Genomic DNA, 25855 nt, shown 5'->3' on the forward strand with positions numbered 1-25855 from the left:
GAGGAATCGCACATGCGCGGAAAGCTCCTGTTCGTCGCCGGCGCCGCACTCGGGTACGTCCTGGGATCGCGAGCCGGACGGGCGCGGTACGAGCAGATCAAGACCGTCAGCGGCAAGGTCTGGAACAGCAACGGCGTCCAGAAGGGCGTGCACGTCGCCGAGGACTTCATCGCCGACAAGACGCCGGACGTCGCCGAGTTCATCGGTGAGACGACCAAGAAGGCCGTCCGCAAGGTCGGCCAGAAGAAGGACACCACCACCTCATGACCGACACCCGCGATCGCAAGTCGCGTTCGCTGTTCGGCCTGGTCGGTGACGTCCCGAAGCTCGTCAAGGGCCTGGTCAAGGGCGAGATCGACCTGCTCAAGGCCGAGATGCTCGCGAAGGCGAAGATCTTCGGCCTCGCAGCCGGTCTGCTGGTCGGTGCCCTCGTCGTCGTGCTCTACGCGATCGGCGTCCTGCTGACCGCAGCCGTGATGGGCCTCGCGACCGTGATGCCGGCGTGGCTGGCCGCACTGGTGGTGGCCGTGGTGATGCTGATCATCGCCGCGATCCTCGGCCTGATCGGCTGGAAGCGGCTGAAGAAGGGCCTGCCGGTCACGCCGAAGCGCACGATCGCCAGCGTCAAGGACGACATCAACGCGGTCAAGGGCCTCGGCAAGAAGCCGACCCCGCCGACCCAGTACGGCAGCCGCAACCCGGACGTCGACGGCCGACCCTGAGGCCCGACATCCGCACCACCGACGGAGGAACCGTGACCGACCCGCACGACGATCTCGCTGCTCGCGTCGCCGCGACCCGCGCCCAGCTGTTCGACACCCTCGACGCGATCGAGGACAAGCTCAACGTCCCGAAGCAGATCGGGATCGCGGCGTCGAAGTTCAAGCGCGGCCTCGACGAGAAGCCGGTGCCCTACCTGGCCGGTCTCGCAGCCGGTGTGGCGGTGGTCGGGGGTATCGTCGTGATGGTGCTCCGACGGCGGTAGACCGCCCGAGCGCGGTCCACCGGATGCGGGGCGGCCAACACCCTGGCAACCGATAGGACAATGGATCCATGAGCTCCGACGCGCCCGCGCACGCGAACGACCACCCCCACACCGAACCCGCCGAGACCGGCCTCCCGGACTCCGGGATCGACCCGAACCTGCTGACGGCCTACGCCCTCTGGGCAGTGTTCCGCCGGCCCCTCGGTCCGGTCCACCGCGTCGGAGACGACGCTGTGGCCGAACTCGACACCGTGATCGCCAGCGCCGCCGAGCGCGGGGTCACGATCCGTGGCTTCTACGACGTCTCGGCCTTCCGTGCCGACGCCGACGTCATGGTCTGGCTGCACGGTGACGACGCGCAGGTCATCCAGGCCGTGCTGCGCGAGATCCGTCGCACCGGCCTCTTCCAGGACGCCGAGCCGGTCTGGCACGTGATGGCCATGCACCGCGAGGCCGAGTTCAACAAGCGGCACACCCCCGCGTTCCTGCGCGGCAAGGACCCCGAGGCGTGGATCACGGTGTACCCGTTCGTCCGCTCCTACGAGTGGTACCTGCTGCCGGAAGAGGAGCGTTCGAAGATGCTCCGCGACCACGGCATCGCCGGCGCGAAGTACCGCCGCGTGCTCACGAACACCATCGCGACCTTCGCCCTGAGCGACTACGAGTGGATCCTGCCGCTCGAGAGCCCGGACCTCGTCGACCTGGTCGACCTGATGCGCGATCTCCGCTACACCGAAGCGCGCATGCACGTGCGCGAAGAGGTCCCCTTCTTCACGGGTCGTCGCGTGACGACCGCCGAACTCCCGGAGGTGCTGTCATGACCGACACCAGCATGATCACGAACGGCCAGGTCCTCGCCGCCACCCCCGCGGCGGCATCCGGTCCCGAGCACGTCGAGACCCCGACCGCCTACGACGCGATCCTGCTCGCCGGCTTCGGTGGCCCCGAGGGCCAGGACGACGTCATCCCCTTCCTGCGCAACGTCACGCGTGGCCGCGGGATCCCGGACGAGCGTCTCGAAGAAGTGGCGCACCACTACCGCCACTTCGGCGGCGTGAGCCCGATCAACGCGCAGAACCGTGCGCTCAAGGCAGCGCTCGAGGCCGAGCTGGCGTCGCGCGGCATCGACATGCCGGTCCTCTGGGGCAACCGCAACTGGGAGCCCTACCTGGAAGAAGCGTTCACCGAGGCGGCTGACAAGGGCTACACCAAGCTGGTCGCCATCGCCACGAGCGCGTACTCGTCGTTCTCGAGCTGCCGGCAGTACCGCGAGGACTACGCCCGCGTGCTGAACGAGACCGGCCTGATCGACACGATCCAGATCGACAAGGTCCGCCAGTTCTTCGACCACCCGGGCTTCGTCCGCCCGTTCATCGACGGCGTCCGCGACGGCATGGCCCGCGCGATCGCCGAGAACGACGGCCTCGACGTCGCGACCGAGCTGCAGGTGCTCTTCTCGACGCACTCGATCCCCTCGGCCGACGCCGCCCGCTCCGGCCCCGACTACCGCGGGTTCGACGACCACGGCGCGTACGAGGCGCAGCACCTGGCGGTCGGCGAGGTCGTCCTCGACCAGGCCTGGGCCGAGCTCCTCGAGCAGCCCGAGCACGCCCACCTGCAGGGCACGTCGAAGCCCGCCTGGAAGCTCGTCTACCAGTCGCGCTCCGGCCCCCCGACGCAGCCGTGGCTCGAGCCCGACATCAACGACTACATGAACGAGGACCTCAAGGGCGGCCCGACGCGTGCCGTGCTGATCGTCCCGCTCGGTTTCGTCAGCGACCACATGGAGGTCATGTGGGACCTCGACGAGGAAGCCACCGAGACCGCCGGTGAGCTCGGCTTCTGGTCGCTCCGTACGCAGACCCCCGGCATCGACCCGGCCTACGTGTCCGGGCTCGTCGACCTGGTGCTCGAGCGGGTCAACGGCACCCCGAAGGCCGAGCGTCCGCACATGACCGACATCGGTCCCTGGTACGACGTGTGCCGTCCCGGGTGCTGCGAGAACGTGCGAGCGGGGTTCAAGCCCGCCGCCGCGGGCGTCGCCCCGTGACCGATGCACCCGTGAGCGACCCCGACACGACGTCGCCCGACGGCCCGACCCCGATCCGGCTCGGCACGCGTGCCAGCCGGCTCGCGGTCGCGCAGTCGCAGGACGTCGCCGACCGTCTGGCGAAGGCCGCCGGTCGGCCCGTCGAGCTCGTCACCGTCACGAGCGAGGGCGACACGAACCGTGCTTCCCTGGCGTCGCTCGGCGGCACCGGCGTCTTCGCCAGCGCCCTGCGTGAAGCGCTCGTCGCCGGCGAGGTCGACGTGCTCGTGCACTCTCTGAAGGACCTGCCGACCGCGCCGTACCCGGGCCTGACGATCGGTGCCGTGCCGAAGCGTGCGGACGCCCGTGACGTCCTCGTCGCACGGAACGGCGCGACCGTCGACACCCTGCCCGAGGGCGCGAAGGTCGGCACCGGTTCGCCCCGCCGTGCCGCGCAGCTCCGTGCGACGCGTCCGGACCTCGACGTCGTCGACATCCGCGGCAACATCGACACCCGCCTCGGTCGGGTGGACGACGACCTCGACGCCGTGGTGCTCGCCGCCGCCGGCCTGGGTCGTATCGACCGTCTGTCGGCCGCGACGGAGCTGCTCGACCTCGGCTTCTGGCCGAGTGCTCCCGGTCAGGGTGCGCTCGCGGTCGAGATCCGTTCGGACGAGACCGACCGTGGGCTGCTCGCCGCACTCCGCAAGATCGAGCACGCCCCGACCCGCCTGACGGTCACGGCCGAGCGCGAGGTGCTCGCCAAGCTCGAGGCCGGCTGCTCCGCCCCGATCGGTGCGACGGCCGTCGTGGACGCCGAGCTCCTGCTCGTGTCCGCGACCGTCTACCGCCCCGACGGCACCGAGTACCGCACCGCATCGCACGCGGCCGTGCTCGACGGGTCGGCGCAGGACCGTCTCGACGAAGCCCTCGAGGTCGGCGGCCGGGTGGCGACCGAGCTGCTCGAGAACGGTGCTGCGGACCTGGCCGACCTCGCGACCACCGTCGCCGAGGACACCACGGACGGCCCGCACACCGCGGGCCCCGGCCTCGCGACGCCGGCCGAGTAGGCGGTCACCACGGAACCCTCCACCACCGCGACGGACGAGGCGCGACCCCCGGTCGTCCTCGTCCCGCGTGGCGGTGCGTGGGGGGACCGGGTCGCCGTAGCGGCCAGCGCCCGTGGGCTCGCCCCCGTCGTCGTCCCCCTCATCACGGAGGCTCCGCCGTCCGACCCCACCGCGCTCGACGCTGCGGTCCGCCGTCTGGTCGCCTCCGGTGCGGCCGGGAGGAACTGGTCACCGACCCTCGTCGGTGACCGAACCCCTGTGGCTGGTTACGCATGGGTGGTGGTGACCAGTGCGACGGCCGTGACGGTCCTGACGGAACGCGTGGCGGGCCTCCCGGCCGGGGTGCGCGTTGCCGCGGTCGGCGAGCCGACCGCCCGTGCCGCCCGCGCTGCGGGCTGGGTCGTCGACCTGGTGCCGACCGAGACGTCCGCAGCCGGCCTGGTGCAGGAGTTGCCCGACACCGACGGCACCGTGCTGTTCCCCCGTTCCGAGATCGCGGCACCGACGCTCGTCGACGGCCTCCGTGCCCGCGGCATCGACGTGGACGACGTGGTCGCGTACCGTACCGTGGGGACCGGCGACGAGCCGATCACCCTCGAGACGGCGCCCGCTGCGGTGCTCGTGACGAGCGGCAGCGTCGCCCGCGAGATCGCCCGCCGGATGGCCCCACTCGACCCACGCACCATCGTGGCCTGCATCGGCCCCGGGACCGCCGCCGACGCGCGCGCGGCCGGACTGCCCGTGCACGCCGTCGGACGGTCCCGGTCCGCAGAAGCCCTGCTCGACGCCGTCGTCGACGCACTGAACCCAACCACCCCCCACCAGGAAGGTCACCCGTGACTGGACGCTTCCCCCAGGTCCGCCCCCGTCGGCTCCGCGCCACCCCCGCGATGCGACGACTCGTGGCCGAGACCCGGCTCCACCCCGCCGAACTCGTGCTGCCGATGTTCATCCGCGAAGGCGCGACCGACGCGGTGGACATCTCGAGCATGCCGGGCGTGCAGCAGCACTCCCTCGACTCGTTCCGCCGCGCGCTCGTCGGGGCGGCAGAGCAGGGCGTCGGCGGGGTCAACCTGTTCGGCGTCCCGACCACGAAGGACGCCGAGGGTTCGGGCGCCACCGACCCGGACGGCATCCTCAACGTGGCGATCCGCGTCGCTCGGCAGGAGGTGGGGGATGCCCTCGTGGTGCAGTCCGACCTGTGCCTCGACGAGTTCACCGACCACGGACACTGCGGTGTGCTGGCCGCCGACGGCTCCGTCGACAACGACGCCACCCTGCTGCGCTACCGCGACATGGCGGTCGCGCAGGCCGAGGCCGGCGCCGAGCTCGTCTGCATGAGCGGCATGATGGACGGCCAGATCGCCGCCGCACGTGACGCGCTCGACGGTGCCGGGCACAGCGGCACCGCGCTGCTCGCCTACGCCGCCAAGTACGCCTCGGCGTTCTACGGTCCCTTCCGCGAGGCCGTTTCGTCGTCGCTCGTCGGCGACCGCCGGACGTACCAGATCGACGCCGCGAACGGTCGGCAGGGGCTCCGCGAGGTCGAGCTCGACGTCGACGAGGGCGCCGACATCGTGATGGTGAAGCCCGCGATGAGCTACCTCGACGTGCTCGCCGAGACCGCGGCCACCTCGCCGGTCCCGGTCTGGGCGTACCAGATCTCCGGCGAGTACGCGATGATCACCGCAGCAGCGCAGAACGGGTGGATCGACCGCGACGCTGCCGCGATGGAGTCGCTCGTCGGCATCAAGCGCGCCGGTGCCGACGCGATCCTGACCTACTTCGCCGTCGACATCGCGCGGAAGCTCAACGAGGAAGCGGGCCTCCGCACCTCGGGCAGCACCGCGGACGTCGCCGGCATCGCCTCGACCGGGAAGGCCCCCGAATGACCACGAACGACCAGCTCTTCGGCCGAGCCAAGAACGCGATCCCCGGGGGCGTGAACTCCCCGGTCCGGGCCTACGGGTCGGTCGGCGGCACTCCGCGGTTCCTGGTGTCCGCCAAGGGCGCCTACGTCACTGACGCGGAGGGTCGCGAGTACGTCGACCTCGTCGCGTCGTGGGGCCCCGCGATCCTCGGGCACGCCCACCCCGGCACGGTCGAGGCCGTGCAGCAGGCCGCCGCGCGCGGACTGTCGTTCGGGGCATCGACCCCGGGTGAGACCGAGCTGGCCGAACTCGTGAAGCAGCGGGTGTCGGTGGACGGCGACGGCCCCATCGAGAAGCTCCGCATGGTGTCCACCGGCACCGAGGCCACGATGACCGCGATCCGGCTGGCCCGCGGCTACACCGGTCGCGATCTGCTCGTGAAGTTCGCCGGGCACTACCACGGGCACTCGGACTCCCTGCTGGCCGAGGCCGGCTCGGGCGTCGCGACCCTGGCCATGCCGGGAAGTGCGGGCATCACCGCCGAGACCGCCGCGCAGACCCTCGTGCTGCCGTACAACGACCTCGACGCCGTCCGCCGGGCGTTCGACGAGCACTCCGAGCGCATCGCCGCCGTCATCGTCGAGTCCGCCGCCGCGAACATGGGCGTCCTGGCACCGGAGCGCGGCTTCAACCGTGCCCTGGCGCAGATCACCCGGTCGCACGGGGCGCTGCTCATCGTCGACGAGGTCCTGACCGGCTTCCGAGTCGGTGCTGCCGGCTGGTGGGGCCTCGAGGCGTCCAAGGTCGTGCCGGACGGCGCCGGGTGGAAGCCCGACCTCATCACGTTCGGCAAGGTCATCGGCGGTGGCATGCCCCTCGCCGCACTCGGCGGTCGGCGTGACGTCATGGACTTCCTCGCCCCGCTCGGGCCGGTGTACCAGGCGGGGACCCTGTCGGGGAACCCGTTGGCCGTCGCCGCCGGCATCGCGACGCTGCGCGCCGCGACGCCGTCCGTGTACGAGTCGCTGAACCGCACGGCTGCGGTCATCTCCGCGGCCACGTCGGACGCCCTGTCGGCCGAGGGCGTCGCCCACACCGTGCAGCGCGCCGGCAACCTGTTCTCGTTCGCGTTCACCGAGCAGGCACCGCGGAACTACGACGACGTGCGGGCGCAGGACGTGTTCCGCTACGCGCCGTTCTTCCACGCGATGCTCGACGCCGGGGTGACCCTGCCGCCGAGCGTGTTCGAGGCCTGGTTCGTGACGGCCGCCCACGACGACCGAGCGGTCGGGCGGATCCTCGATGCCCTGCCCGCGGCCGCGAAGGCTGCTGCTGCCGCGACCGCCTGACGGGCGTCGGGGCTCAGGAGCAGTCGGCCTTGGTGAAGGTCGTGTCCACGGTCTTCGACGAGCCCTCGAACGCGTAGGTGTACCGCATGTCGACGTCCTCGTCGAGGAGCTTCTTCGTCTCGCTGGTCGAGCAGAGGCTCGGCCCGACGGCGTCGCGGATGACCCCCTCGTTGATCGAGGCCGGGTCGACGTCCGCCGACACCGTGTAGTCGTAGTGGATCGCGGCGCCCTCGGCCTCGATCCCGGTCCACGTCGTGACGGAGTCGACCTGCTTGGGCAGGTCGCTCTGCTCGCGGATCTGCTCGACGGCCTTCGAGACCTTCTCTTCGGTGGAGTCGCTGAAGGCCGCGTTGAGGCCCTGGCGGACGAGGAACGCCACCACCACGGCCACGACGACGCCGAGCACCGAGATCAGGACGCGCTTGCCGCGGGACGACGACTTGGGCGGGGGTGCGTAGGGAGCGGCTCCGGCCGGGGCCTGGTACGGCTGGCCGGCCGGGGCCTGGTACGGCTGGCCGGCGGGCGGCTGCTGCGGGTACTGCTGGCCTGCGGGCTGCTGCGGGTACTGCTGGCCGTTCGGCTGGCCGGCGTTGGGCTGCCCGTCGTTCGGCTGCGGCTCGGACCCCGGGTAGGGCGGCGGCGTGTTCGTCATGGTTCCCCCTGGTGACGGTCCGCGGCGTGACACCGTGGTGCGGTGCCGGGTCCCTCCCCGACACGGGCCGCGGACACTGAACGGCCATTCAAGCACGCGTCAGGCGGATCGGCGCGCGGCCCAGCGCCCTTCCGACCGCAGGATCGCGAGCGGGAAGTCGAACGCGTGCGACACCGCCGACGACGTGATGACCTCGTCCGAGGTGCCCTGGGCCACGACGGCGCCGTCGCGGAGCAGCATCGCGTGCGACGTCGAGGCCGGCAGGTCCTCCAGGTGGTGGGTCACCATGACGCTGCCCAGCTCGGGGTGCCGGTGCCGCAGCGCGTCGACGGTCTCGAGCAGGTGCTCCCGTGCGGCGACGTCGAGGCCGGTCGCCGGCTCGTCGAGCAGCAGCAGCTGGGGTTCGGACATCAGGGCACGGGCGATGAGGGCGCGTCCCCGCTCACCCTGCGACAGCACCGGCCAGCGGGCGTCCCGTCGTGCGGTGAGTCCGACGTCGGCGATGTGCTGCTCGGCCAGCGCGACCTGCTCGGCCGAGGGCTCCCACCGCATCATGAGGTCCGTCGTGCCGGTCAGCCCGGTGAGCACCGTCTCGAGCACCGTGAGCGGCGAGAGCATCCGGTGCCGAGGATCGACGTGGCCGATGTGCTCCCGGAGTTCGCGGACGTCGACGCGTCCGAGGCGGCGGCCGAGGACCTCGACCGTGCCGGCGGTGGGGTGTCCGGTCGCGCCGAGGACGGCGAGCAGCGTGGACTTCCCGGCACCGTTCGGTCCGAGCAGCGCCCAGTGCTCCCCGCGCCGGACGGTCAGGTCGACGTCGTGCAGCAGGTCGCGGCCGGAGCGCGTGACGCGGACCCCGGTGGCGTGGATCAGGACGTCGTCGTGCGCGTCGGTCATGACCCCATCGTGCCCCACCGCGCCGTGACGTCGTCCACGTGCGCCCGTGCGACGTCGACGAACCGGCGGGCCGCTGCCCAGGCGGCACCGGCGTCTCCGCTGCCGGCCGCCGTGTCGAGCGCCAGCCAGAGCGCTTCAGCGTCCCACTGCCGGAACGCCGGGGCCTCGGGCAGCGCGTAGGCGAGCCGGGCCATCGCGAGGCGCAGAGCCTGACGGGTCCACCGGTTCCCGGACTGCTCCGACAGGAACCGCGTGACGGCGAACGCGCTCTCCGTGTACCGGTGGTCGCGCACCTGGCCGTCCGCCCGCGCCCGTTCGACGAGCGCGCGGAACTCCTCGAGCGCGGGTCCCTGCAGGCCGGGCAGGACGTGGACGGCACCGTGCGTGAAGACGCCGGTGAGCAGTTCCATCGTGTCGCGCCAGGTCGCGAGCGACGGTTCCACGACGCGGTACCGGCCGCCGTCGTCCTCGACGAGCCCGAGGTCGTGCAGCCAGCGCATCCCGTCGAGGACCTGCTCGGGTGGAGCACCGGTCCGTGTCACGAGGTCCTCGAGCGTGTGCCTGGACCCGACCGCCAACGCGCCGGAGCGGACGTGTCGGAGCAGGGCGCGGTCGACCGGGCCGACGCGGTGTTCGGTGGTGTCGTCCGCCGGGCGGCTCGTCCGCGGGACCCCGACGTTCCGCCGGTGGACCTCGAACAGCCCGTCGATGACCTCTGCCGCGGTGGTCGCGATGCCCGGGTCGCCGGTGTCCACGGCGCGGCCGGTGGTCACGAACCAGGCGTGCACGTCGTGGACCGACCAGAGCTGGGTGGGGACGCGTGCCCACCGCATCCGCTCGAACGCACGCAGACCCAGGCTGCGCACCAGGGTGTTCGGGGAGTGCTCGAACCAGAACTGGCAGGCGGCGGAGAACGCCGTCGGGTACTCCGGCAACCGGAGGGCCGCGGTGGTGCGGGCTCGCGCGACCCGGCGATCGAGCTCGGCGCGCAGTCCGGGGGTGAGCGCCGGGATCGTGGCGCGGAGTGCCGGACCGAGGAGCGAGACCCAGAAGTCCAGGGCGTCGGACAGGTCGGCGTCCGAGAGCTCCTCGTACTGCCACTTACCGTTCGGCTGGTGGACCAGGATGCCGAGGTCCTCGAGCCGGGCCGCCGCCGATCGGACGTCACCGAGCGAAGAACCCCACTCCCAGCTCAGTACGTCGAGGTCGACCGACACCGGTCCGCGGGGGCCGGTCCGGACGTGGGCGAGCAGGGACGCGTAGGCGTCGTCGTGCACGGCCGCCCAGGGGTCGGCGTCACCCCACTCGCCGACGATCATGGGTCAGCCGCGGTCGGCGCGGACCGCCTCGATGTGCTGTTCGAAGTTGCGGGTGAGGGCTCGTCCGGCCTCGGCAGCGCCTTCGCCGTCGCGCTCGGTGAGCGCTTCACGCAGGATCGAGAAGAACGCCTCGGACCCGTACTGCTCGAACGCCGGCGTGGGGTTGAGCGTGAAGCGGACCCGCTCCATGGCGCCGACGGCCGCGTTCTGCACCAGGGGGTTGCCGGAGTGCTCGACGGCGAACTCGATGATCTCGGTGAGGGCACCGCTGAAGCCGTAGTCCCGCACCTTGCGCATGCGGTCGGCCTTGTCGAGCAGGTCGGTGAGGGCTTCGACGTCCTCGTCGCTGTACTCGGGGACGCCCCAGCGCAGGCTGAGCTCGAAGAACCCGGCGGTCGCGCGGGTCGCGATGACCCAGTCCTCGAACGTCGGGGTGGCGACGCGGGTGTACCGGTTCGCCTCCATCTCGACCAGGCCGATGTCGACGAGCTTCGCGATCGCCTCGCGGATCGGGGTGCGACTCACACCCAGCCACTGGACCAGCTCGTCGTCGTTCAGGCGCTCGCCGTGCTGCAGTGTGCCGTCGCGCAGGGCCGCGAGCATCTTGTCGTAGACGACGTCGCGCAGGAGCTTCCGGGGAGAACTCTCCACGGTGGACTTGGGGACCGGCATGTCATCTCCTCGAGGACGAAATCGACACTCGAAATCCTAGCGTGCCAATATGCAAACGTTTGCTAAATCAACCGCTGGAGAAGCTTTCCGGGTCAGCCCGCCACGGCGACGACCGTCCGGCCGTGCACCCGGCCTGCGACGACCTCGGCTCCCACCGCGATGGCCTGCTCGGGCGTGACCGTGCGGGTGACGTCGGCCAGGAGCGCCGCGTCGAGGTCGGTCGCGAGCCGGTCCCACGCTCGACGTCGAAGCTCGAGCGGGGCATCGACGGAGTTGATCCCGAGCAGCGAGACCGACCGCAGGATGAACGGCAGCACGGTCGTCGGCAGCGCTGAGTCCTGCGCCAGCCCGCACGCGGTCACCGCACCGCCCCACCGGATCGAGGCCAGGACGTTCGCCAGCGTGGCCCCGCCGACGCTGTCCACCGCTCCGGCCCAGGTGGCGCGCTGCATCGGCCTGCCCGGCTCGGACAGGGTGCCGCGGTCGACCACCTCGGTCGCCCCGAGTCGGCGGAGCGAGTCCGTGTTGGCCGCGCGACCGGTCGACGCCGTCACCCGGTACCCGCGGGCTGCGAGCAGTGCGATCGCCACGGTGCCGACCCCGCCGGACGCCCCGGTCACCAGCACCGGCCCGTCATCCGACGCGACGAAGCGCTCGAGCGCCAGCACACTGAGCATCGCCGTGAACCCAGCGGTGCCGATGGCCGCCGCGAACGAGTCGTCGATCGCCTCGGGCAGCACGACGAGCGACCCGGACGGCACCACGGCCTGCGTCGCCCAGCCCCCGTGCCGGGTCTCACCCAGGCCGGCGCCGTTCAGCACCACCCGGTCACCGATCGCGACTTCGTGCACGCCCGGTCCGAGCCCCGACACCGTGCCGACCACGTCGATCCCCGGCACGAGTGGGTCGAGCCGGGCGACGCCGGGGTTCCGCGCGAGGGCCAGGCCGTCCTTATAGTTGACGCTCGAGTACGTGACGTCCACGAGGGCCTCGCCCTCGGCCGGATCCGGCAGGTCGACGTCGGTGACGGTGGGCGGGGCTGCACTGGACACGAGAACGGCGCGGGTCATGCGCCGGACGCTACCCCGGGCCTCCCGGCGGCCTGCCCGTTCTTTCCCAGAACGCGTGCGATGCCTGGTGGATTCGGGCGTACCGGGGCGGAGCAACCGACCAGGTACGCCCGATTCGACCCGGTACGCCCGATTCGACCCGGTACGCCCGATTCGACCAGGTACGCCCGATTCGACCAGGTACGCCCGATTCGACCAGGTACGCCCGATTCGACCCGGCGCAGTATCGGCGGCTCCCGGCGGGCTGCCCGTTCTTTCCCAGAACGCGCGCGATGCCTGGTGGATTCGGGCGTACCGGGGCAGAACAAACGACCGGGTACGCCCGATTCGACCAGGTACGCCCGATTCGACCCAGCGCAGTGTCGGCGGCGCCCGGCGGCCTGTCCGTTCTTTCCCAGAACGCGTGCGATGCCTGGTGGATTCGGGCGTACCGGGGCGGACCAACCGACCAGGTACGCCCGATTCGACCCGGTACGCCCGAAACAGCCCAGCCGCGGGCGCCCGAAGGCGTCGAGCCCCCGACCCGCCCCAGCCCCGCCCCGCCCCACTCAGCCGAACATGATGGCGGCCTCGTCGAACCGCGCCTGCGGCACCGTCTTGAGCTCGCCGAGCGCCTCCTCGAACGAGACGTGCTCGATCTCGGTGCCCCGCAGCGCCACCATCCGGCCCCAGCGCTCCTCGACGACCGAGTCGATCGCCGCCAGCCCGAGCCGGGTCGACAGCACCCGGTCGTACGCGGTCGGCGTGCCACCGCGCTGGATGTGCCCCAGGGTCGTGGCACGCGTCTCGATGCCCGTCATCTCCTCGATGAGCGGCGCGAGGCGCTCGCCGATGCCGCCCAGCCGCGGGCGCCCGAAGGCGTCGAGCCCCCGCTCGGTGTGCGCCGTGTCCTCGTGGTCGGGGACGAAGCCCTCGGCCACCACCACGAGCGGTGCGCGCCCGCGGTCGTAGGCGGCCCGCACCCACTTCGCGATCTGTTCCATGCTCGTCTTCTGCTCGGGGATCAGGATCGCGTGCGCGCCCGCGGCCATGCCGGAGTGCAGCGCGATCCAGCCCACGTGCCGGCCCATCACCTCGGCCACCATGCAGCGCGAGTGCGACTCACCGGTGGTGCGCAGGCGGTCCATCGCCTCGGTGGCGATGGCGACGGCGGTGTCGAAGCCGAAGGTGTAGTCGGTCGCGCCCAGGTCGTTGTCGACCGTCTTCGGCACGCCCACGATCTTCAGGCCGGCGTCGGTCAGGCGCTTCGCAGCGGCCAGGGTGCCCTCGCCGCCGATCGCGACGATCGCGTCGATTCCGTGCCGCTGCAGGGTCGCGGAGATGTTCTCGACCCCGCCGTTGGGGCCCTCGAACGGGTTCGTGCGGCTGGTGCCGAGGATCGTGCCGCCCTGCTTCGCGATGCCCTGGATGTCCTTGCGGCCGAGCGGGACGATGTCGCCGTCGACCACGCCGCGCCACCCGTCGCGGAAGCCGACGAAGTCGTGTCCGTAGATGGCGATGCCCTTCAGGACGATCGCGCGGATGACCGCGTTCAGGCCGGGGCAGTCGCCTCCGGAGGTGAGGATGCCGATGCGCATGGTGAACTCCGTCGTCGGGTGGTGGGGATCAGTGCCCATCATGACTGACGGTGGTTCCGCATTACCATCCCCGTGTGTCCCTGCTCGCTTCCGCCGCCGTCGACGCCGCTGGTACGTCCGGCGACGCGTCTCGCGTCGACACGGTGTACCGGCCTGGAGGCGCGGTGGACGTCGCGTCGACCCTGCGGCCCCTGCAGCGCGGCTCCGGCGACCCGGCCTTCCAGGTGGTCGGCGGCGTCGTGTGGCTCGCGCTGCGCACACCCTCCGGTCCCGCTTCCGTGGCGATCCGGCGGACCGGCGACACCATCGCGGTGTCGGCGTGGGGCAGCGGAGCCCCGTGGGCGGTCGAGCACGCCCCCGATCTGCTCGGACGCGGCGACGACTGGTCGTCGTTCGACGTCTCCGGCAACGAGTTCCTGGCCGCGGCACGACACCGGCAGCCCGGGCTCCGGCTGCTCCGCACGAACACCGTGGTCGCGATGCTCGTGCCGGCGATCATGGAGCAGAAGGTGACCTCGCGGCAGGCGTGGGGCGCGTGGCGGTACCTGCTCCGTCGGCACGGCACACCGGCGCCCGGTCCGGCACCCGCGGGCATGATGGTGCCGCCGGACGCTCCGACGTGGGCACGGATCCCGAGCTGGGAGTGGCACCGCGCAGGCATCGAACCGGGGCGCTCGGCCACCGTGATGCGCGCAGTGAAGGTCGCGCCCGCACTCGAACGGACCCTGGCGCACGGGCGCGGTGGCGAGGTCGTGTCCACGAAGCTGCAGTCGATCCCCGGGGTCGGTCGGTGGACCGCCGCCGAGACGGCGCAGCGCTCCCACGGCGACCCGGACTCGCCGAGCGTGGGGGACTTCCACGTGCCGGCGCTCGTCGGGTGGGCGCTCACGGGTGCGCCGGTCGACGACGACGGGATGCTCGAGCTGCTCGAACCCTGGCGCGGGCACCGGGAGCGTGTCGTGCGGTTGATCGGGGGCTCCGGGTTCCGGAAGCCGTCGTTCGGGCCGCGGATCACGATCCAGGACCATCGGGGGCACTGAGCGCGAGCGACGCTTCCTCAACGTCCGTTCGTGCTGGTCCGCCTACCGTGACGCCCGGCCCGGGCACTCCCGGCACGGACAGGACTCGGACAGGACCCGGAGAGGACGCGATGACGACCACCACCGACGAGGACGAGCACGACAAGGTCCCCGGCGTCCCCCCGGAGATCCCCGAGGACACGGGGTCGGCCGAGACGGCTCGCGTCACGAAGCGGCACGTCACCCGGGTCGCGTTCGTCGCGGCCCTCGGCGGGCTGCTCTACGGCTATGACACCGGCGTCATCTCCGGCACGCTCATCGAGATCGGCAAGGAGTTCTCGATCGGGTCCGCCGTCAAGGAGTTCATCACGGCGTCGATCCTGGTCGGCGCGATCCTCGGCGCACTCGCCACCGGTCCGATCTCGGCGAAGATCGGTCGCCGGCGGACCATCCTGCTCATCGCGGGGGTCTTCGGCCTGGGTGTGCTCTTCGCCGCGGTGTCGCCGAGTCCGGTGTTCCTGATCCTCAGCCGGCTGTTCCTCGGTCTGGCGGTGGGTGGTTCGACCCAGACGATCCCCACATACATCGCCGAGATCGCCCCGGGCCCGCGCCGCGGCAGCCTGGTCACGGTGTTCAACTGCGCGATCGGCGTCGGCATCCTGTCCGCCGCCATCGTCGGGGTGGCCCTGAACGGCGTCGTGTCCTGGCGCTTCATGATCGGGGTCGCCGCCGCCCCCGCCATCGTGCTGCTGCTCGGGATGCTCCGCCTGCCCGAGAGCCCGCGCTGGTTCGTGTCGCAGGATCGCATCGGTCCGGCTCGACGGGTGCTGCGCTGGCTGCGCCCGGACCACGATGCCGCCGAGGACGAGCTCGACGACATCCGCAAGCTCGACGATGCGGAACCGAGCGCCGGTTCCGGGCAGTGGGCCCAGCTGCGCAAGCCGTGGGTCCGGCCGGCCCTGATCGCGGGGCTCATCGTCGCCGCGTTCACGCAGCTGACCGGCCTCGAGATGATGATCTACTACACGCCGACGATCCTCACCGATGCCGGGTTCCCGCACGTCTACTCCCTGTGGGCGAACGTCGGTGTGGGGGTCGTCTACCTCGTGATGACGTTCGTCGGGTCGCGGTTGGTGGACCGGATCGGGCGTCGACGGCTGACCCTCGTGATGCTGCCGGGTGCCGCGGTGAGCATCGGCCTGTTCGGTGTGCTCTTCTACGTGCAGGACGGCAAGCCCTCACCGGTGCTCACGCTCGTGCTGATCCTGGCGTTCATGTTCTTCCAGGCCGGTGGCATCCAGGTCGTCGGGTGGCTCGTCGGTTCCGAGATGTACCCGCTGCGGATCCGGGCCGCCGCGACGAGCCTGCACGCGATGGTCCTCTGGGGCGCCAACCTGCTGGTGACCTCGACCGCGCTGACCCTGACCGGCTGGATCAGCCTGGGCGGCACGATGCTCGTCTACGCCGCGCTCAACGTGCTCGGGTGGGTCCTGGTGTTCCTGCGGGTGCCGGAGACGAAGGGCAAGTCCCTGGAACAGATCGAGCAGTCCCTGCGGGACGAGACGTTCCTGCCGCACCGGGGCGGACGCGAGCGTCGCGCGGTGGACCGGACCGCCTGACGGACGGGAGGCCCGCGGTCGCGTGCGCCACGGGCCTCCCGTCCGTCAGGTGGCGGCTCCCGTGCGCGTCACGGGTGGCGGGTGCCCGCACCCGCCAGCACGGCGCGGTAGCCCTCGCGGAACGTCGGGTACTGCGGCACCCATCCCGTCGACCGGAGCAACGCGTTCGACAGGCGCTTGTCGCCGCCGGCCTGCCGCGCGTCACCGTCGCCCGTGGACGGCTCGGCGACGTGGAGTTCGTCGGCCAGGAACCGCAGCACGTCGTCCAGCCGGCTCGGCTCGTCGTCGGTGCCCAGGTAGAGCGGCGCCGGGTCGGGCAGGGCCGCCAGGTGCACGAGCGCCGCGGCGGCGTCGTCGCGGTGGATGCGGTTCGTGTGCGGTGAGGTCCCCGGCGCCAGCCGTGCGGCACCGGATCGGACCTGGTCGATGAGCCGCTCGCGGCCCGGACCGTAGACGCCCGACAGCCGGACCAGCACGGCGCCGGGAGCGCGCTCGCGCAGCAGTACCTCGGCTTCGACCAGGACCTCGGCGGTCGGGGTCGCACCGCGCGCCGGGGTCTCCTCGGTGACCTCGCTGCCGTCCGAGACGTCGTACACGGCGGTCGAGGACACGACGAGCACCCGGGGGTCGGCGTCCGAGGCGTCGATGCCGTCGAGCACGTTGCGCAGGCCGTCGACGTAGGTGGCGCGGTACTCGTCGACGTCGCGGCTGCCCGCGGCGAAGGCCACGACGACGACGCTCGTGTCGGCGGGGATCTCGGGGACCTCGTGTCGCAGGTCGACGCTCCGGCCGGTGATCGGCGCGGGGATCAACTCGGCGCGGCGGCGGAGTCCGATCACGTGGTGGCCCTGGTCGGCGAAGCGCAGGCCGGCTTCGGTCCCGAGGTCGCCGCATCCGGCGATGACGACTGTCGTGGAGTTCTGCACGGGTCGACCTTGGCACGCGCCGATGACCACCTCCGGGGAGCCGGGCGGCGACACCACTAGGTTCGTCGTGTGATCGTCTGGTTGAACGGGACCCACGGGGCGGGGAAGACGACGACGAGCCGACTGCTCCAGCCGCTGTTGCCCGGCTCGCGGATCCTCGACGCCGAGAAGGTCGGCGAGGTGCTGATGGACGTCACGCCGGGGCTGCCGGCCAGCGACAACTTCCAGCACTGGGACCCGTGGCGGCCGCTCGTGGTCGAGACCGCTCGCCGGGTGCACGACTACGTGGGCGGGCCGCTCATCATGCCGATGACTGTCCTGGTCGAGGCCTACTGGCGTGAGATCGCGGCGGGGCTCGCCTCCCACGGGATCCCGGTCCGGCACTTCGTGCTGCACGTCGACGGGCCGACGCTCCGCGACCGGATCCAGAACGACCCGATCGTGGGGCCGTCGACGTTCCGGTTCGCGTACGTCGACGCCTACGCCGAGGCGGCGCGCGGCTGGCTGCACGCCGAGGCCGAGGTCATCGACGCGACCGAGGTCCCCGCCAGCGAGGTGGCCCGGGCCGTCGCGGACGCGGTGACCTCAGAGCGCTGACAGTACGACTCTGTCCGCCGCACGCAGCCCCGGGGTTCGCCACCGCCCGGATCATGCCGGAGACTGGTGCGGGTCGCTCACGAAGCCACCCGCCCCACCACCAGCAAGGAAGGCTCCGCATGCCCGAGCTCCCCGTCGTGTTCGAAGTCGGCTCGATGATCGCCCTGGTCGCGATCCTGCTCGCCGACCTGCTCATCGTCGCGCGTCGCCCGCACGTGCCGACGCTGCGCGAATCCGGCGTCTGGGTGGGCATCTACGTCGGGCTGGCGCTGATCTTCGCGGTGCTCATGCTGGTCTTCGCCGGTGGCGACTCCGCCGGGCAGTTCCTGGCGGGCTGGCTGACCGAGTACAGCCTGAGCATCGACAACCTGTTCGTGTTCGTCATCATCATGGCGCGCTTCTCGGTGCCGAAGAAGATCCAACAAGAGGTGCTGCTGCTCGGCATCATCATCGCGCTCGTGCTCCGCGGGATCTTCATCCTGGTCGGTGCGCAGCTCATCGAGAACTTCTCGTGGATCTTCTACATCTTCGGCGCCTGGCTGATCTGGACGGCGATCCAGCAGCTCCGCGGCGAGGACGAGGACGAGCAGAAGGACACCTTCATCGTCCGGCTGCTGCGCCGCCGGGTCCGTCTCACCGACACGTACGACGGCATGAAGTTCCGCACCCACCACGACGGTGTCCGGCACTTCACGCCGCTGCTCATCGTGCTCATCGCGATCGGCACCACCGACCTGCTGTTCGCGCTCGACTCGATCCCGGCGATCTTCGGCATCACCGAGAGCCCCTTCATCGTGTTCACCGCGAACGTCTTCGCGCTGATGGGCCTGCGCCAGCTCTACTTCCTGCTGGGCGGACTGCTCGAGCGTCTGGTCTACCTGAAGTACGGCATCGCCGTGATCCTGGCCTTCATCGGCGTGAAGCTCGTGCTGCACGCGCTGCACGACAACGAGCTGCCGTTCCTGAACGGCGGCCACCACATCGAGTGGGCGCCGGAGATCAACACGTGGGTGTCCCTGCTGGTGATCGTCGCCGCGATGGCCGTGTCGACGCTGGCGAGCCTCGTCCGGATGCGCGGGGAGACCCCCGCCGCCGCCGACGCCGTGACCGCGGACGACACAGCGGCGGACGACGCAGCGATCGACGACGACCGGGCCGACCAGGACCGAGCAGACCAGGACCGCGCCCGCACGTCCGACTGACACCCGTTTGAACGATCCGCCCGGCTGCCTCGTCGTTGAGGGTATGGCACTCCGCAAACGAACCAAGGTCATCATCGGGATCTCCGCCGGCGTCGTCGTCGTGGCGGCAGCAGCCGTCATCGCCGGCCCGGTCATCTACGCGAACACCGTCAACGGCCAGGCCGCCGCAGCACCCTCGCTGTCGGCGTCCTCGTCCGGCACCCTCGATGCGAAGGACGCCGACGGCACCTGGACCAGCAAGAGCAGCTCGTACGCCGGGTACCGGGTGCACGAGGTCCTGCAGGGGAATGATGTGGACGTGGTCGGTCGCACGAAGGACGTCAAGGGCACCGCCGTCATCGACGGCGGTTCCCTCACCCAGGCGACCGTCACCGTCCAGGTCGGCAAGATCAGCACCCCCGAAGCCGCCCGCGACGAGTACTTCCGCTCCACCGCGCTGCAGACCGACGAGTACCCCACGGCGACGTTCGAGCTCACGAAGCCCGTCGACGTCACGAAGGCGCTCGACGGCTCCACGCAGGACGTCACCCTGACCGGCACGATGGACCTGCACGGCGTCGAGAAGCCGGTCACGGCCGACGCGCAGGTCGCGGTCGGCGATGGTGGCACCGTCCAGGTCGCCGGCACCGTGCCGATCACCTTCGCCGACTACGGCGTGAAGGCCCCGTCGCTCGGCTTCGTCACCGTGGACGGGAAGGGCTCCGTCGAGTTCTCCCTCGACCTCGGGAAGTGACCGTGACGAGTCGTTCCGCGGACGAGCTGCTCGCGACGCTGTACCGCGAGCACGGTGACGCGCTCACGCGGTACGTCCGGCACCTCACGCGGGACGGCTCGAGCGTCGAGGACGTCGTGCAGGAGACGATGGTCCGCGCCTGGCAGCGTCCGGCCGTGCTCGAACGGGCACCCGACAGCGCGCGGGCGTGGCTCTTCACGGTGGCGCGCAACCTGGTGGTCGACGACGCACGGTCGGCGCGCAACCGCCGCGAGCACGGCACCGAGCACCAGGTCGAACGGATCGAGTCGGACAGCACGGACGCCGTGCTGGACCGGATCGTGGTCGCCGACGCACTCGCGTCGCTGACCCCGGACCACCGCCGCGTGGTGGTGGACGCGTACTGGCTCGGGCACACGGTGCCGGAGATCGCACGACGACACGACATCCCGGAGGGCACCGCCAAGTCGCGGTTGCACTACGGGCTGCGAGCCCTCCGGCTCGCACTGCAGGAACGAGGAGTGACCCGATGAGCGACGACAAGGCAGCCCACGACGAGTACGTGGAGTGGGATGCCGCCTACGTCCTGGGGTCGCTCCCGTCCAGTGAACGGCTGGAGTACGAACGGCACCTCGAGACGTGCGACCGCTGTGCGGCCGCCGTCGCCGAGCTGGTCGGTCTGCCGGGTCTGCTCGGAAAGCTGCCGGCCGACCAGGCGATCGAGATCGCAGAACCCCACGGGAGGCCCGACACCCGATCCGAGAGCGACCTCGCCTCCGTCGCGCACCGCGTCCGACACCGTCGCCGCCGTCGCCGGGTCTGGGTCGCCACCACCGCCGGACTCGCGGTGGTGGCCGCCGTCCTGGGCGGGCTCGCGGTCGGCGCCGCGGGGGAGCGCACCACGGTGCAGGCCGGTGCCGCTCCGACGGCAGCTGCCACCGCCGACCGCTACGACATGACCGGCGTGCAAGGACTCGACGTCCAGCTCGCCATCAGCGGCGAGCAGTGGGGCACCCGCTTCGACTGGGGGTGCTCGTACGGCGGCAAGGAGTGGTCGCCGGACGGGTCGATCCTCTACGACCTCGTCGTCGTCCGGACCGACGGCACGACCCAGACGGTGGGGTCGTGGACGGCCGCCGGCGCGGACGCACGAGGGCTGTCGGCATCGACGGACATCCCGCGGGACGAGATCAAGAGCGTGCAGGTCCGGCTGCGCGGTGAGCGCGGCGCGCTCGCCGTCGTCACGCTCTAGCCGACGTCGGCCTCGTCCGGTGCGTCGTCGGGGCCGATGGCGTCCTGGACGCGCGCACTGACGGACCGCAGCGTCTCGGCGTCGGCCCCCACGGGCCTCCAGAACAGGTCCTCGAGCGCACCGGTGTGCGCGCGGATGCCGGCGAGCACCGCGCGACGGCCGTCCGCGGTCATCACCACCCAGCTGCCGCGGGCGTCGCTCGGGCAGTCCGCCCGCTCGACCAGGCCGCGGGAGACCATCCGCGTCACCTGGTGACTGACGCGCGACTTCTCCCAGCCGATGCCCGCGGCGATGTCCCGGACGCGCAGACGGTGGTCGGGGTCGCGGTGCAGGCCGATCAGGATCTCGAACTCGGGGACGGAGATGCCGGCGCCCGCCTGGACGGCCTGGTCGAGCGCCCGGTCGAGTCGTCGCCAGACGTCGTGGTACGCGTCCCAGGTGGCCCAGTCGTGGCCACCGTTGCCCTCCGTCGACATGCCGACCAGCGTATCCACCGGGCGGACGGTCGGACCGCGCAGCGACCCCTTTCATCCGCTCGGATGACTCCTGGTCGACGCACGGCGTGCTCCGAGGTCGCGTCGGACGTGCGGCATACGATCGGGGGATGCCGAGTGCTCGCCTCCAGGACACCACCGATGACGCCGTCGCGCTCGTGCGCCGGTGGCTGGCGGCGTCCGCCGGGGTGAAGCCCGACCCTGGTGCGGCCCGTCTGGCCGAGGTCCTGCGCGACGAGCAGGGCCTCGACTTCACCCGGGGTTTCGTGGACAAGGTCATCCGCCCCGAGGACCCCCGGGTGGCGGCACGGAACCTCGAGCAGCTGAGCCGTGACGTCCCCGACTTCCTCGCCTGGTACCTGCGCGGGGCGGTGACGCTCGGCGGTGGGTTCGCCACCATGGCGCCGTGGGCCGTGATCCCGACCGCGCGCCGGATCCTGCGCCGGATGACCGGGCACCTGGTCATCGACGCGAGCACGAGCAAGCTCGGCCCGGCCCTCGCCAGGGTCCGCGGTCCGGGTACGCGACTGAACGTGAACCTGCTCGGCGAAGCCGTCCTCGGCAGCGCCGAGAGCGACCGACGCCTGCAGGGCACGATGGACCTGCTCGCCCGCGACGACGTCGACCACGTGTCGATCAAGGTGAGCTCCGTCGTGCCGCAGACGTCGCCGTGGGCCTTCGACCAGACGGTCGAGCGCGTCGTCGACCGGCTCGTCCCGCTCTACCGCCTGGCCGCGGCGCCGACGGCTTCCGGACGCCCGGCCAAGTTCATCAACCTCGACATCGAGGAGTACAGCGACCTCGACGTCACCCTCGCCGTGTTCCGGGCGCTGCTCGACCGCGACGAGTTCGCCGACCTGCAGGCCGGCATCGTGCTGCAGGCCTACCTGCCCGACGCCGCGGGAGCGCTCGAGACGCTGACCGAGTGGGCGCAGGAACGCCGGGCGCGCGGCGGTGCCCCGATCACGGTGCGGCTCGTCAAGGGCGCGAACCTCGCCATGGAGCACGTCGACGCGATCCTGCACGGGTGGCCCCTCGCCACCTGGGGCAGCAAGCGCGAGACCGACACCGCCTACCTCCGGATGCTCGACACCGCACTGACGCCCGAGCGCACCGACGCCGTGCGGATCGGGGTCGCCGGGCACAACCTGTTCGACCTCGCCACCGCGTGGGTGCTCGCGCAGCGCCGCGGGGTCACCGACGCCGTCGACGTCGAGATGCTGCTCGGCATGGCGTCCGCCCACGCCCAGGCCGTCCGGGCCGACGTCGGGCAGATCCTGCTCTACACGCCCGTGGTGCAACCGGACGAGTTCGACTCGGCCATCGCGTACCTCGCCCGTCGCCTGCAGGAGAGCGCGAGCCCCGAGAACTTCATCGCCGCCGCAGCCGACATCGATCACGACGCCAGCGTGTTCGAGCGGGAGCACGGCCGGTTCCTGGCGTCCGTCGCCGCACTCGACGAGCCCGTCCCCGCCAGCCACCGCACGCAGGACCGCCACCGTGCCCTCGGCGAACCGGTCCTGCGCGACGCGTTCCGCAACGCCCCCGACACCGACCCGTCCGTCGCCGCGAACCGGTCCTGGGCGCTCGACGTCCTGCGCCGGGTGCCGCGCTCGCAGCTCGGCGCGCAGACCATCCGCGGCGCGAAGGTCGCCGACCGGTCCAAGCTCGAGCGGATCATGGCGCGGACCGCCCAGGCCGGCGTGAACTGGGGGCGGCAGGACCCGTCCGACCGTGCCGAGCTCCTCGACCTCATCGGGCACGAACTCGAGACCCGCCGAGCCGACCTGATCGAGGTGATGGCCGCCGAGACCGGCAAGACCTTCGCCGAGGCCGACACCGAGGTGACCGAGGCCGTCGACGCCGCCCACTACTACGCCGAGAGCGCCCGCCGCCTCGGGGACATCGAGGGCGCGCAGTACGTGCCGCCGCGGCTGACCGTCGTGGTACCTCCGTGGAGCTCCCCCGTCGCGATCCCCGCCGGTGGCGTGCTGGCGGCGCTCGCCGCGGGCAGCGGTGTCGTGCTCAAGCCCGCGCCCGAGGCGAAGCGCTCCGGTGCCGTGCTCGCCGACGTGCTCTGGGACGCCGGGGTGCCGCACTCGCTGCTGCAGCTCGTCGACCTGGCCGAGGACGAACTCGGCCGCGACCTCATCGGCCACCCCACGGTCGACCGCATCATCCTGACCGGCTCGTCCGACACCGCCCGCTCGTTCCGCTGGTGGCGAGCCGGGCTGCCGCTCACCGCCGAGACGAGCGGCAAGAACGCCATCGTCGTCACGCCGAGCGCCGACCTCGACCTGGCGGTGCAGGACATCGTGCAGTCCGCCTTCGGGCACGCCGGACAGCAGTGCTCGGCGGCGTCCCTCGTGATCCTGGTCGGGTCGGTGGGTGAGAGCGAGCGCTTCCAACGGCAGCTCGTCGACGCCACCCGCACGCTCCGGGTCGCGTGGCCCGACGACCCCACGGCGCAGGTCGGCCCGCTCATCGCCGAACCGCAGGGCAAGCTCCGCCAGGGTCTGACCGAGCTCGGGCCGGGGGAGTCCTGGCTCGTGCAGCCCGAGGCGGTCGACGACTCCGGCCGGCTCTGGTCGCCGGGTATCCGAGACGGCGTCCGCCCCGGCAGTGACTTCCACCAGACCGAGTACTCCGGCCCGGTGCTCGGCATCATGCGCGCCGAGACCCTCGACCAGGCGATCGCCATCCAGAACGGCACCGACTTCGGGCTGACGGCGGGCATCCACTCGCTCGACGTCGACGAGGTGTCCGAGTGGCTGGCCCGGGTCCGCGCCGGCAACCTGTCGGTCAACCGCGGCATCACCGGTGCCGTCGTGGGGCGCCAGCCGTTCGGCGGCTGGAAGGGTTCCTCGGTCGGTACCGGCACCAAGGCCGGCGGCCCCATGTACGTCGCGACGCTCGGCCGGTGGCTGCCCACGTCCCGCACGGTGCACAAGAGCATCCAGCTGCACGGCCTGCCCCCGCGCGTCACCGCGGTGATCGAGGCCGCACGCAGCGGGCTGTCGTTCGAGGAGTTCGACCGTGTCCGCGCCGGGGCCCTGAGCGACGTGCGCGCACGAGAGACGCTCTTCCGTTCGCGGGACCTGTCCGGGCTCGTGGTGCAGCGGAACGTGCTGCGCCACCGGCCCCAGTCCGTCATCGTGCGCCAGGCCGAGGACGCCTCGACCGTGGACCTCGTCCGGACGCTCGTCGCCGCGACCTCGGCACGTGCGCACATCCTGCTCAGCACGGCTCGGCCGCTGCCCGGCCCGCTCACGCAGCTGCTCGCATCGAACCGGTCCCCGCTCGACGTCGTCGACCACCTGGTCGAGTCCGACCAGGAGTTCCACGCCCGCGCGTCGTCGGGGGCCGTGTTCCAAGCTGACTGGTCCAGCGGCCAGGACGACCAGCCCGTCGACGCGCTCGAGGCCGTGTTGTCCCAGGGGCAGGACCGGCCGGCCCACACGGCGTTCGGTGGTCCCGGTGCCCGGATCCGGTTGCTCGGTGGTGACCCCCTCGCCCTCGAAGAAGCCCTGGGTGCGAGCATCGACGTCGCGATCCACGGCGGCCCCGTGGTCGAGGCCGGCGTGATCGAGATGCTGCCGTACCTGCGCGAGCAGTCGGTGTCGATCACCGCGCACCGGTTCGGCGACGTCGACAGCGACTTCTCCGAGCTGCGCGTCTAGGCACTTCCGCTTCGTGCGTTCCGCTTCGTGAGCAGAAGAGGTCGGGTACCCGAACGGGACCCGACCTCTTCTGCTCACGAAGTGACCCGAGGATCAGTCCTCGGCGTCACCCGCGTCTTCGTCCTCGACGCCGGTCTCGTCCATGCGGTCCCGCAGGTGGTCTGCCATCACGCCGGCACCTTCACCCGCGTGGTCGTGGTCGACCTGCTCGATCAGGCCCTGCAGCTTCTCGTGGTTCGTCGCATCGGTGGCACCGTCCATGACGGGCTCGGTCTGCTCGTTGTCGCTCATGCTCCGGACGCTACGCCGCGGTTGCTGCGGAACGGTAGTGGAGTTCGACCGCCCCGCCGTCGAACTGCGTGGTGCCGACGAGCTCGAACACCCGGGTCGGTGCGGCGACCGGCAGCAGGGGTGCTCCGCCGCCGAGCGCGACCGGCATCACGGTGACCCGCAGCTCGTCGAGGATGCCCGCCTGCTGGTACTGCGCCGCGAGCAGTCCGCCGCCGACGACCCAGACGTCGCGCCCGTCGGCCTCGCGCTCGAGATCGGCCTGGTGGTCACCGACCTCGCCGGAGACGAAGCGCACATCGACGCCGTCGGGCACCGGCAGGTCTCGGGTCGTGAACACCCACGTCGCCAGGTCCGGGTACGCCCACGTGTCGTCGTGCTCGAGCAGCCACTCGTACGTCGTCGACCCCATCGCGATCGCCCCGACACCGGCGAAGAACCGATCGTGGTGCTCCTGGAACGGCTCGAAACCGAACTGCAGCAGCCAGTCGAGGTCGTCGTCGGTCGCAGCGACGAAGCCGTCCAGCGAGGACGCGACGGAGTAGATCGTGCTCATGCCGGGGACGCTACCGAGC

27 protein-coding genes are annotated in these 25855 nt (G+C 71.6%); 17 read left to right on the forward strand and 10 right to left on the reverse strand.

The annotated features are described in order from the left end of the window. Positions 1 to 12 precede the first annotated feature (12 nt). The 9 genes from DEI85_RS00495 (at position 13) to hemL (ending at position 7304) form a co-directional block, all read left to right on the forward strand. A complete protein-coding gene (locus DEI85_RS00495; protein WP_017887727.1) occupies positions 13 to 267 on the forward strand; it encodes a hypothetical protein in 255 nt (84 codons plus the stop codon). Beyond that, positions 264 to 722, forward strand: a complete 459-nt coding sequence (locus tag DEI85_RS00500; RefSeq protein ID WP_111123727.1) for a phage holin family protein — start codon at positions 264 to 266, stop codon at positions 720 to 722. The genes DEI85_RS00495 and DEI85_RS00500 overlap by 4 nt, the downstream gene beginning before the upstream one ends. 32 nt (positions 723 to 754) lie before the next feature. Beyond that, complete coding sequence (locus DEI85_RS00505) at positions 755 to 985, forward strand: DUF3618 domain-containing protein (RefSeq protein WP_027467026.1); 231 nt, start codon at positions 755 to 757, stop codon at positions 983 to 985. 68 nt (positions 986 to 1053) lie between these two features. Continuing rightward, complete coding sequence (hemQ, locus tag DEI85_RS00510; RefSeq protein WP_110862042.1) at positions 1054 to 1806, forward strand: hydrogen peroxide-dependent heme synthase; 753 nt, start codon at positions 1054 to 1056, stop codon at positions 1804 to 1806. Then, complete coding sequence (locus tag DEI85_RS00515) at positions 1803 to 3035, forward strand: ferrochelatase (protein WP_111123726.1); 1233 nt, start codon at positions 1803 to 1805, stop codon at positions 3033 to 3035. Before hemQ ends, DEI85_RS00515 begins: the two co-directional genes overlap by 4 nt. Beyond that, on the forward strand, positions 3032 to 4084 hold the full coding sequence (gene hemC, locus DEI85_RS00520; protein WP_284183445.1) for a hydroxymethylbilane synthase: 1053 nt from the start codon (positions 3032 to 3034) through the stop codon (positions 4082 to 4084). The genes DEI85_RS00515 and hemC overlap by 4 nt, the downstream gene beginning before the upstream one ends. Positions 4085 to 4342: 258 nt before the next feature. Further along, positions 4343 to 4924: a uroporphyrinogen-III synthase gene (locus DEI85_RS00525; RefSeq protein WP_258376356.1), complete on the forward strand. Its 582-nt coding sequence runs from the start codon at positions 4343 to 4345 to the stop codon at positions 4922 to 4924. Next, positions 4921 to 5976 carry a porphobilinogen synthase gene (gene hemB / locus DEI85_RS00530; protein WP_258369932.1) on the forward strand — a complete coding sequence of 352 codons (1056 nt, stop codon included), beginning with the start codon at positions 4921 to 4923 and terminating at the stop codon, positions 5974 to 5976. The genes DEI85_RS00525 and hemB overlap by 4 nt, the downstream gene beginning before the upstream one ends. Beyond that, complete coding sequence (gene hemL / locus DEI85_RS00535; RefSeq protein WP_111123724.1) at positions 5973 to 7304, forward strand: glutamate-1-semialdehyde 2,1-aminomutase; 1332 nt, start codon at positions 5973 to 5975, stop codon at positions 7302 to 7304. The genes hemB and hemL overlap by 4 nt, the downstream gene beginning before the upstream one ends. Positions 7305 to 7317: 13 nt before the next feature. Here the strand turns inward: hemL and DEI85_RS00540 are convergent, their stop codons facing one another. The 6 genes from DEI85_RS00540 to DEI85_RS00565 all read right to left on the reverse strand — a co-directional run bounded on the left by DEI85_RS00540 (position 7318) and on the right by DEI85_RS00565 (position 13491). Further along, positions 7318 to 7956 (reverse strand): hypothetical protein, encoded by a 639-nt coding sequence (locus tag DEI85_RS00540; RefSeq protein ID WP_181436391.1) that lies wholly within the window; start codon positions 7954 to 7956, stop codon positions 7318 to 7320. A gap of 99 nt (positions 7957 to 8055) precedes the next feature. Further along, positions 8056 to 8853: an ABC transporter ATP-binding protein gene (locus DEI85_RS00545; RefSeq protein ID WP_111123722.1), complete on the reverse strand. Its 798-nt coding sequence runs from the start codon at positions 8851 to 8853 to the stop codon at positions 8056 to 8058. Further along, complete coding sequence (locus DEI85_RS00550; RefSeq protein ID WP_111123721.1) at positions 8850 to 10172, reverse strand: GntR family transcriptional regulator; 1323 nt, start codon at positions 10170 to 10172, stop codon at positions 8850 to 8852. Before DEI85_RS00550 ends, DEI85_RS00545 begins: the two co-directional genes overlap by 4 nt. A 3-nt stretch (positions 10173 to 10175) precedes the next feature. Then, complete coding sequence (locus DEI85_RS00555) at positions 10176 to 10844, reverse strand: GntR family transcriptional regulator (RefSeq protein WP_051597052.1); 669 nt, start codon at positions 10842 to 10844, stop codon at positions 10176 to 10178. Between the two features lie 92 nt (positions 10845 to 10936). After that, entirely contained in the window at positions 10937 to 11914 is a 978-nt protein-coding gene (locus tag DEI85_RS00560; protein ID WP_111123720.1) for an acrylyl-CoA reductase family protein, read from the reverse strand. Positions 11915 to 12462: 548 nt separating this feature from the next. Next, positions 12463 to 13491: a 6-phosphofructokinase gene (locus DEI85_RS00565; protein WP_027467034.1), complete on the reverse strand. Its 1029-nt coding sequence runs from the start codon at positions 13489 to 13491 to the stop codon at positions 12463 to 12465. A 74-nt stretch (positions 13492 to 13565) separates the two neighbouring features. On the opposite strand from DEI85_RS00565, the gene DEI85_RS00570 reads away from it, so the two are divergent. Both DEI85_RS00570 and DEI85_RS00575 read left to right on the forward strand, forming a co-directional pair. Further along, positions 13566 to 14531 carry a DNA-3-methyladenine glycosylase family protein gene (locus DEI85_RS00570; RefSeq protein WP_181436453.1) on the forward strand — a complete coding sequence of 322 codons (966 nt, stop codon included), beginning with the start codon at positions 13566 to 13568 and terminating at the stop codon, positions 14529 to 14531. 110 nt (positions 14532 to 14641) lie between these two features. Continuing rightward, positions 14642 to 16129, forward strand: a complete 1488-nt coding sequence (locus DEI85_RS00575) for a sugar porter family MFS transporter (protein WP_111124377.1) — start codon at positions 14642 to 14644, stop codon at positions 16127 to 16129. 68 nt (positions 16130 to 16197) lie between these two features. Here the strand turns inward: DEI85_RS00575 and DEI85_RS00580 are convergent, their stop codons facing one another. Beyond that, positions 16198 to 17055, reverse strand: coding sequence for an NAD-dependent epimerase/dehydratase family protein (locus DEI85_RS00580; protein WP_110862860.1), 858 nt, complete (start codon positions 17053 to 17055; stop codon positions 16198 to 16200). Between the two features lie 69 nt (positions 17056 to 17124). Here DEI85_RS00580 and DEI85_RS00585 point away from each other — a divergent pair, with 69 nt between their 5' ends. The 5 genes from DEI85_RS00585 to DEI85_RS00605 all read left to right on the forward strand — a co-directional run bounded on the left by DEI85_RS00585 (position 17125) and on the right by DEI85_RS00605 (position 20818). Continuing rightward, positions 17125 to 17652: a DEAD/DEAH box helicase family protein gene (locus DEI85_RS00585; RefSeq protein ID WP_111124378.1), complete on the forward strand. Its 528-nt coding sequence runs from the start codon at positions 17125 to 17127 to the stop codon at positions 17650 to 17652. 119 nt (positions 17653 to 17771) lie between these two features. Then, positions 17772 to 18854 carry a TerC family protein gene (locus DEI85_RS00590; RefSeq protein ID WP_111124379.1) on the forward strand — a complete coding sequence of 361 codons (1083 nt, stop codon included), beginning with the start codon at positions 17772 to 17774 and terminating at the stop codon, positions 18852 to 18854. A gap of 43 nt (positions 18855 to 18897) precedes the next feature. After that, positions 18898 to 19587, forward strand: a complete 690-nt coding sequence (locus tag DEI85_RS00595; RefSeq protein WP_111124380.1) for a YceI family protein — start codon at positions 18898 to 18900, stop codon at positions 19585 to 19587. Further along, positions 19584 to 20099 carry a sigma-70 family RNA polymerase sigma factor gene (locus DEI85_RS00600; RefSeq protein WP_110862864.1) on the forward strand — a complete coding sequence of 172 codons (516 nt, stop codon included), beginning with the start codon at positions 19584 to 19586 and terminating at the stop codon, positions 20097 to 20099. The genes DEI85_RS00595 and DEI85_RS00600 overlap by 4 nt, the downstream gene beginning before the upstream one ends. Beyond that, complete coding sequence (locus DEI85_RS00605) at positions 20096 to 20818, forward strand: anti-sigma factor family protein (protein WP_111124381.1); 723 nt, start codon at positions 20096 to 20098, stop codon at positions 20816 to 20818. The genes DEI85_RS00600 and DEI85_RS00605 overlap by 4 nt, the downstream gene beginning before the upstream one ends. Here DEI85_RS00605 and DEI85_RS00610 read toward each other — a convergent pair. Then, the gene (locus DEI85_RS00610) at positions 20815 to 21294 is read right to left on the reverse strand and encodes a MarR family winged helix-turn-helix transcriptional regulator (RefSeq protein ID WP_146249053.1); all 480 of its coding nucleotides are present in this window, start codon (positions 21292 to 21294) and stop codon (positions 20815 to 20817) included. The genes DEI85_RS00605 and DEI85_RS00610 overlap by 4 nt on opposite strands. A gap of 128 nt (positions 21295 to 21422) precedes the next feature. Between DEI85_RS00610 and DEI85_RS00615 the strand changes: the two genes are divergently transcribed. Beyond that, the gene (locus DEI85_RS00615) at positions 21423 to 24992 is read left to right on the forward strand and encodes a proline dehydrogenase family protein (protein ID WP_111124383.1); all 3570 of its coding nucleotides are present in this window, start codon (positions 21423 to 21425) and stop codon (positions 24990 to 24992) included. A gap of 93 nt (positions 24993 to 25085) precedes the next feature. On the opposite strand, the gene DEI85_RS00620 is transcribed toward DEI85_RS00615, so the two are convergent. Together DEI85_RS00620 and DEI85_RS00625 are read right to left on the reverse strand one after the other, a co-directional pair. Then, on the reverse strand, positions 25086 to 25283 hold the full coding sequence (locus DEI85_RS00620) for a hypothetical protein (protein WP_110862867.1): 198 nt from the start codon (positions 25281 to 25283) through the stop codon (positions 25086 to 25088). Between the two features lie 10 nt (positions 25284 to 25293). Next, positions 25294 to 25836, reverse strand: a complete 543-nt coding sequence (locus DEI85_RS00625) for a dihydrofolate reductase family protein (RefSeq protein WP_111124384.1) — start codon at positions 25834 to 25836, stop codon at positions 25294 to 25296. Between the last annotated feature and the right edge of the window lie 19 nt (positions 25837 to 25855).

The organism is Curtobacterium sp. MCBD17_026, from assembly GCF_003234895.2.
Classification (GTDB): domain Bacteria; phylum Actinomycetota; class Actinomycetes; order Actinomycetales; family Microbacteriaceae; genus Curtobacterium; species Curtobacterium flaccumfaciens.

Bases quoted from the DNA above. Each gene is read 5' to 3' on its own strand.
- DEI85_RS00495 (WP_017887727.1), top strand. From the start codon at position 13: ATGCGCGGAAAGCTCCTGTTCGTCGCCGGCGCCGCACTCGGGTACGTC.
- DEI85_RS00500 (WP_111123727.1), top strand. From the start codon at position 264: ATGACCGACACCCGCGATCGCAAGTCGCGTTCGCTGTTCGGCCTGGTC.
- hemQ (WP_110862042.1), top strand. From the start codon at position 1,054: ATGAGCTCCGACGCGCCCGCGCACGCGAACGACCACCCCCACACCGAA.
- DEI85_RS00515 (WP_111123726.1), top strand. From the start codon at position 1,803: ATGACCGACACCAGCATGATCACGAACGGCCAGGTCCTCGCCGCCACC.
- hemL (WP_111123724.1), top strand. From the start codon at position 5,973: ATGACCACGAACGACCAGCTCTTCGGCCGAGCCAAGAACGCGATCCCC.
- DEI85_RS00540 (WP_181436391.1), bottom strand. From the start codon at position 7,956: ATGACGAACACGCCGCCGCCCTACCCGGGGTCCGAGCCGCAGCCGAAC.
- DEI85_RS00545 (WP_111123722.1), bottom strand. From the start codon at position 8,853: ATGACCGACGCGCACGACGACGTCCTGATCCACGCCACCGGGGTCCGC.
- DEI85_RS00550 (WP_111123721.1), bottom strand. From the start codon at position 10,172: ATGATCGTCGGCGAGTGGGGTGACGCCGACCCCTGGGCGGCCGTGCAC.
- DEI85_RS00555 (WP_051597052.1), bottom strand. From the start codon at position 10,844: ATGCCGGTCCCCAAGTCCACCGTGGAGAGTTCTCCCCGGAAGCTCCTG.
- DEI85_RS00560 (WP_111123720.1), bottom strand. From the start codon at position 11,914: ATGACCCGCGCCGTTCTCGTGTCCAGTGCAGCCCCGCCCACCGTCACC.
- DEI85_RS00565 (WP_027467034.1), bottom strand. From the start codon at position 13,491: ATGCGCATCGGCATCCTCACCTCCGGAGGCGACTGCCCCGGCCTGAAC.
- DEI85_RS00575 (WP_111124377.1), top strand. From the start codon at position 14,642: ATGACGACCACCACCGACGAGGACGAGCACGACAAGGTCCCCGGCGTC.
- DEI85_RS00590 (WP_111124379.1), top strand. From the start codon at position 17,772: ATGCCCGAGCTCCCCGTCGTGTTCGAAGTCGGCTCGATGATCGCCCTG.
- DEI85_RS00595 (WP_111124380.1), top strand. From the start codon at position 18,898: ATGGCACTCCGCAAACGAACCAAGGTCATCATCGGGATCTCCGCCGGC.
- DEI85_RS00605 (WP_111124381.1), top strand. From the start codon at position 20,096: ATGAGCGACGACAAGGCAGCCCACGACGAGTACGTGGAGTGGGATGCC.
- DEI85_RS00610 (WP_146249053.1), bottom strand. From the start codon at position 21,294: ATGTCGACGGAGGGCAACGGTGGCCACGACTGGGCCACCTGGGACGCG.
- DEI85_RS00615 (WP_111124383.1), top strand. From the start codon at position 21,423: ATGCCGAGTGCTCGCCTCCAGGACACCACCGATGACGCCGTCGCGCTC.
- DEI85_RS00620 (WP_110862867.1), bottom strand. From the start codon at position 25,283: ATGAGCGACAACGAGCAGACCGAGCCCGTCATGGACGGTGCCACCGAT.
- DEI85_RS00625 (WP_111124384.1), bottom strand. From the start codon at position 25,836: ATGAGCACGATCTACTCCGTCGCGTCCTCGCTGGACGGCTTCGTCGCT.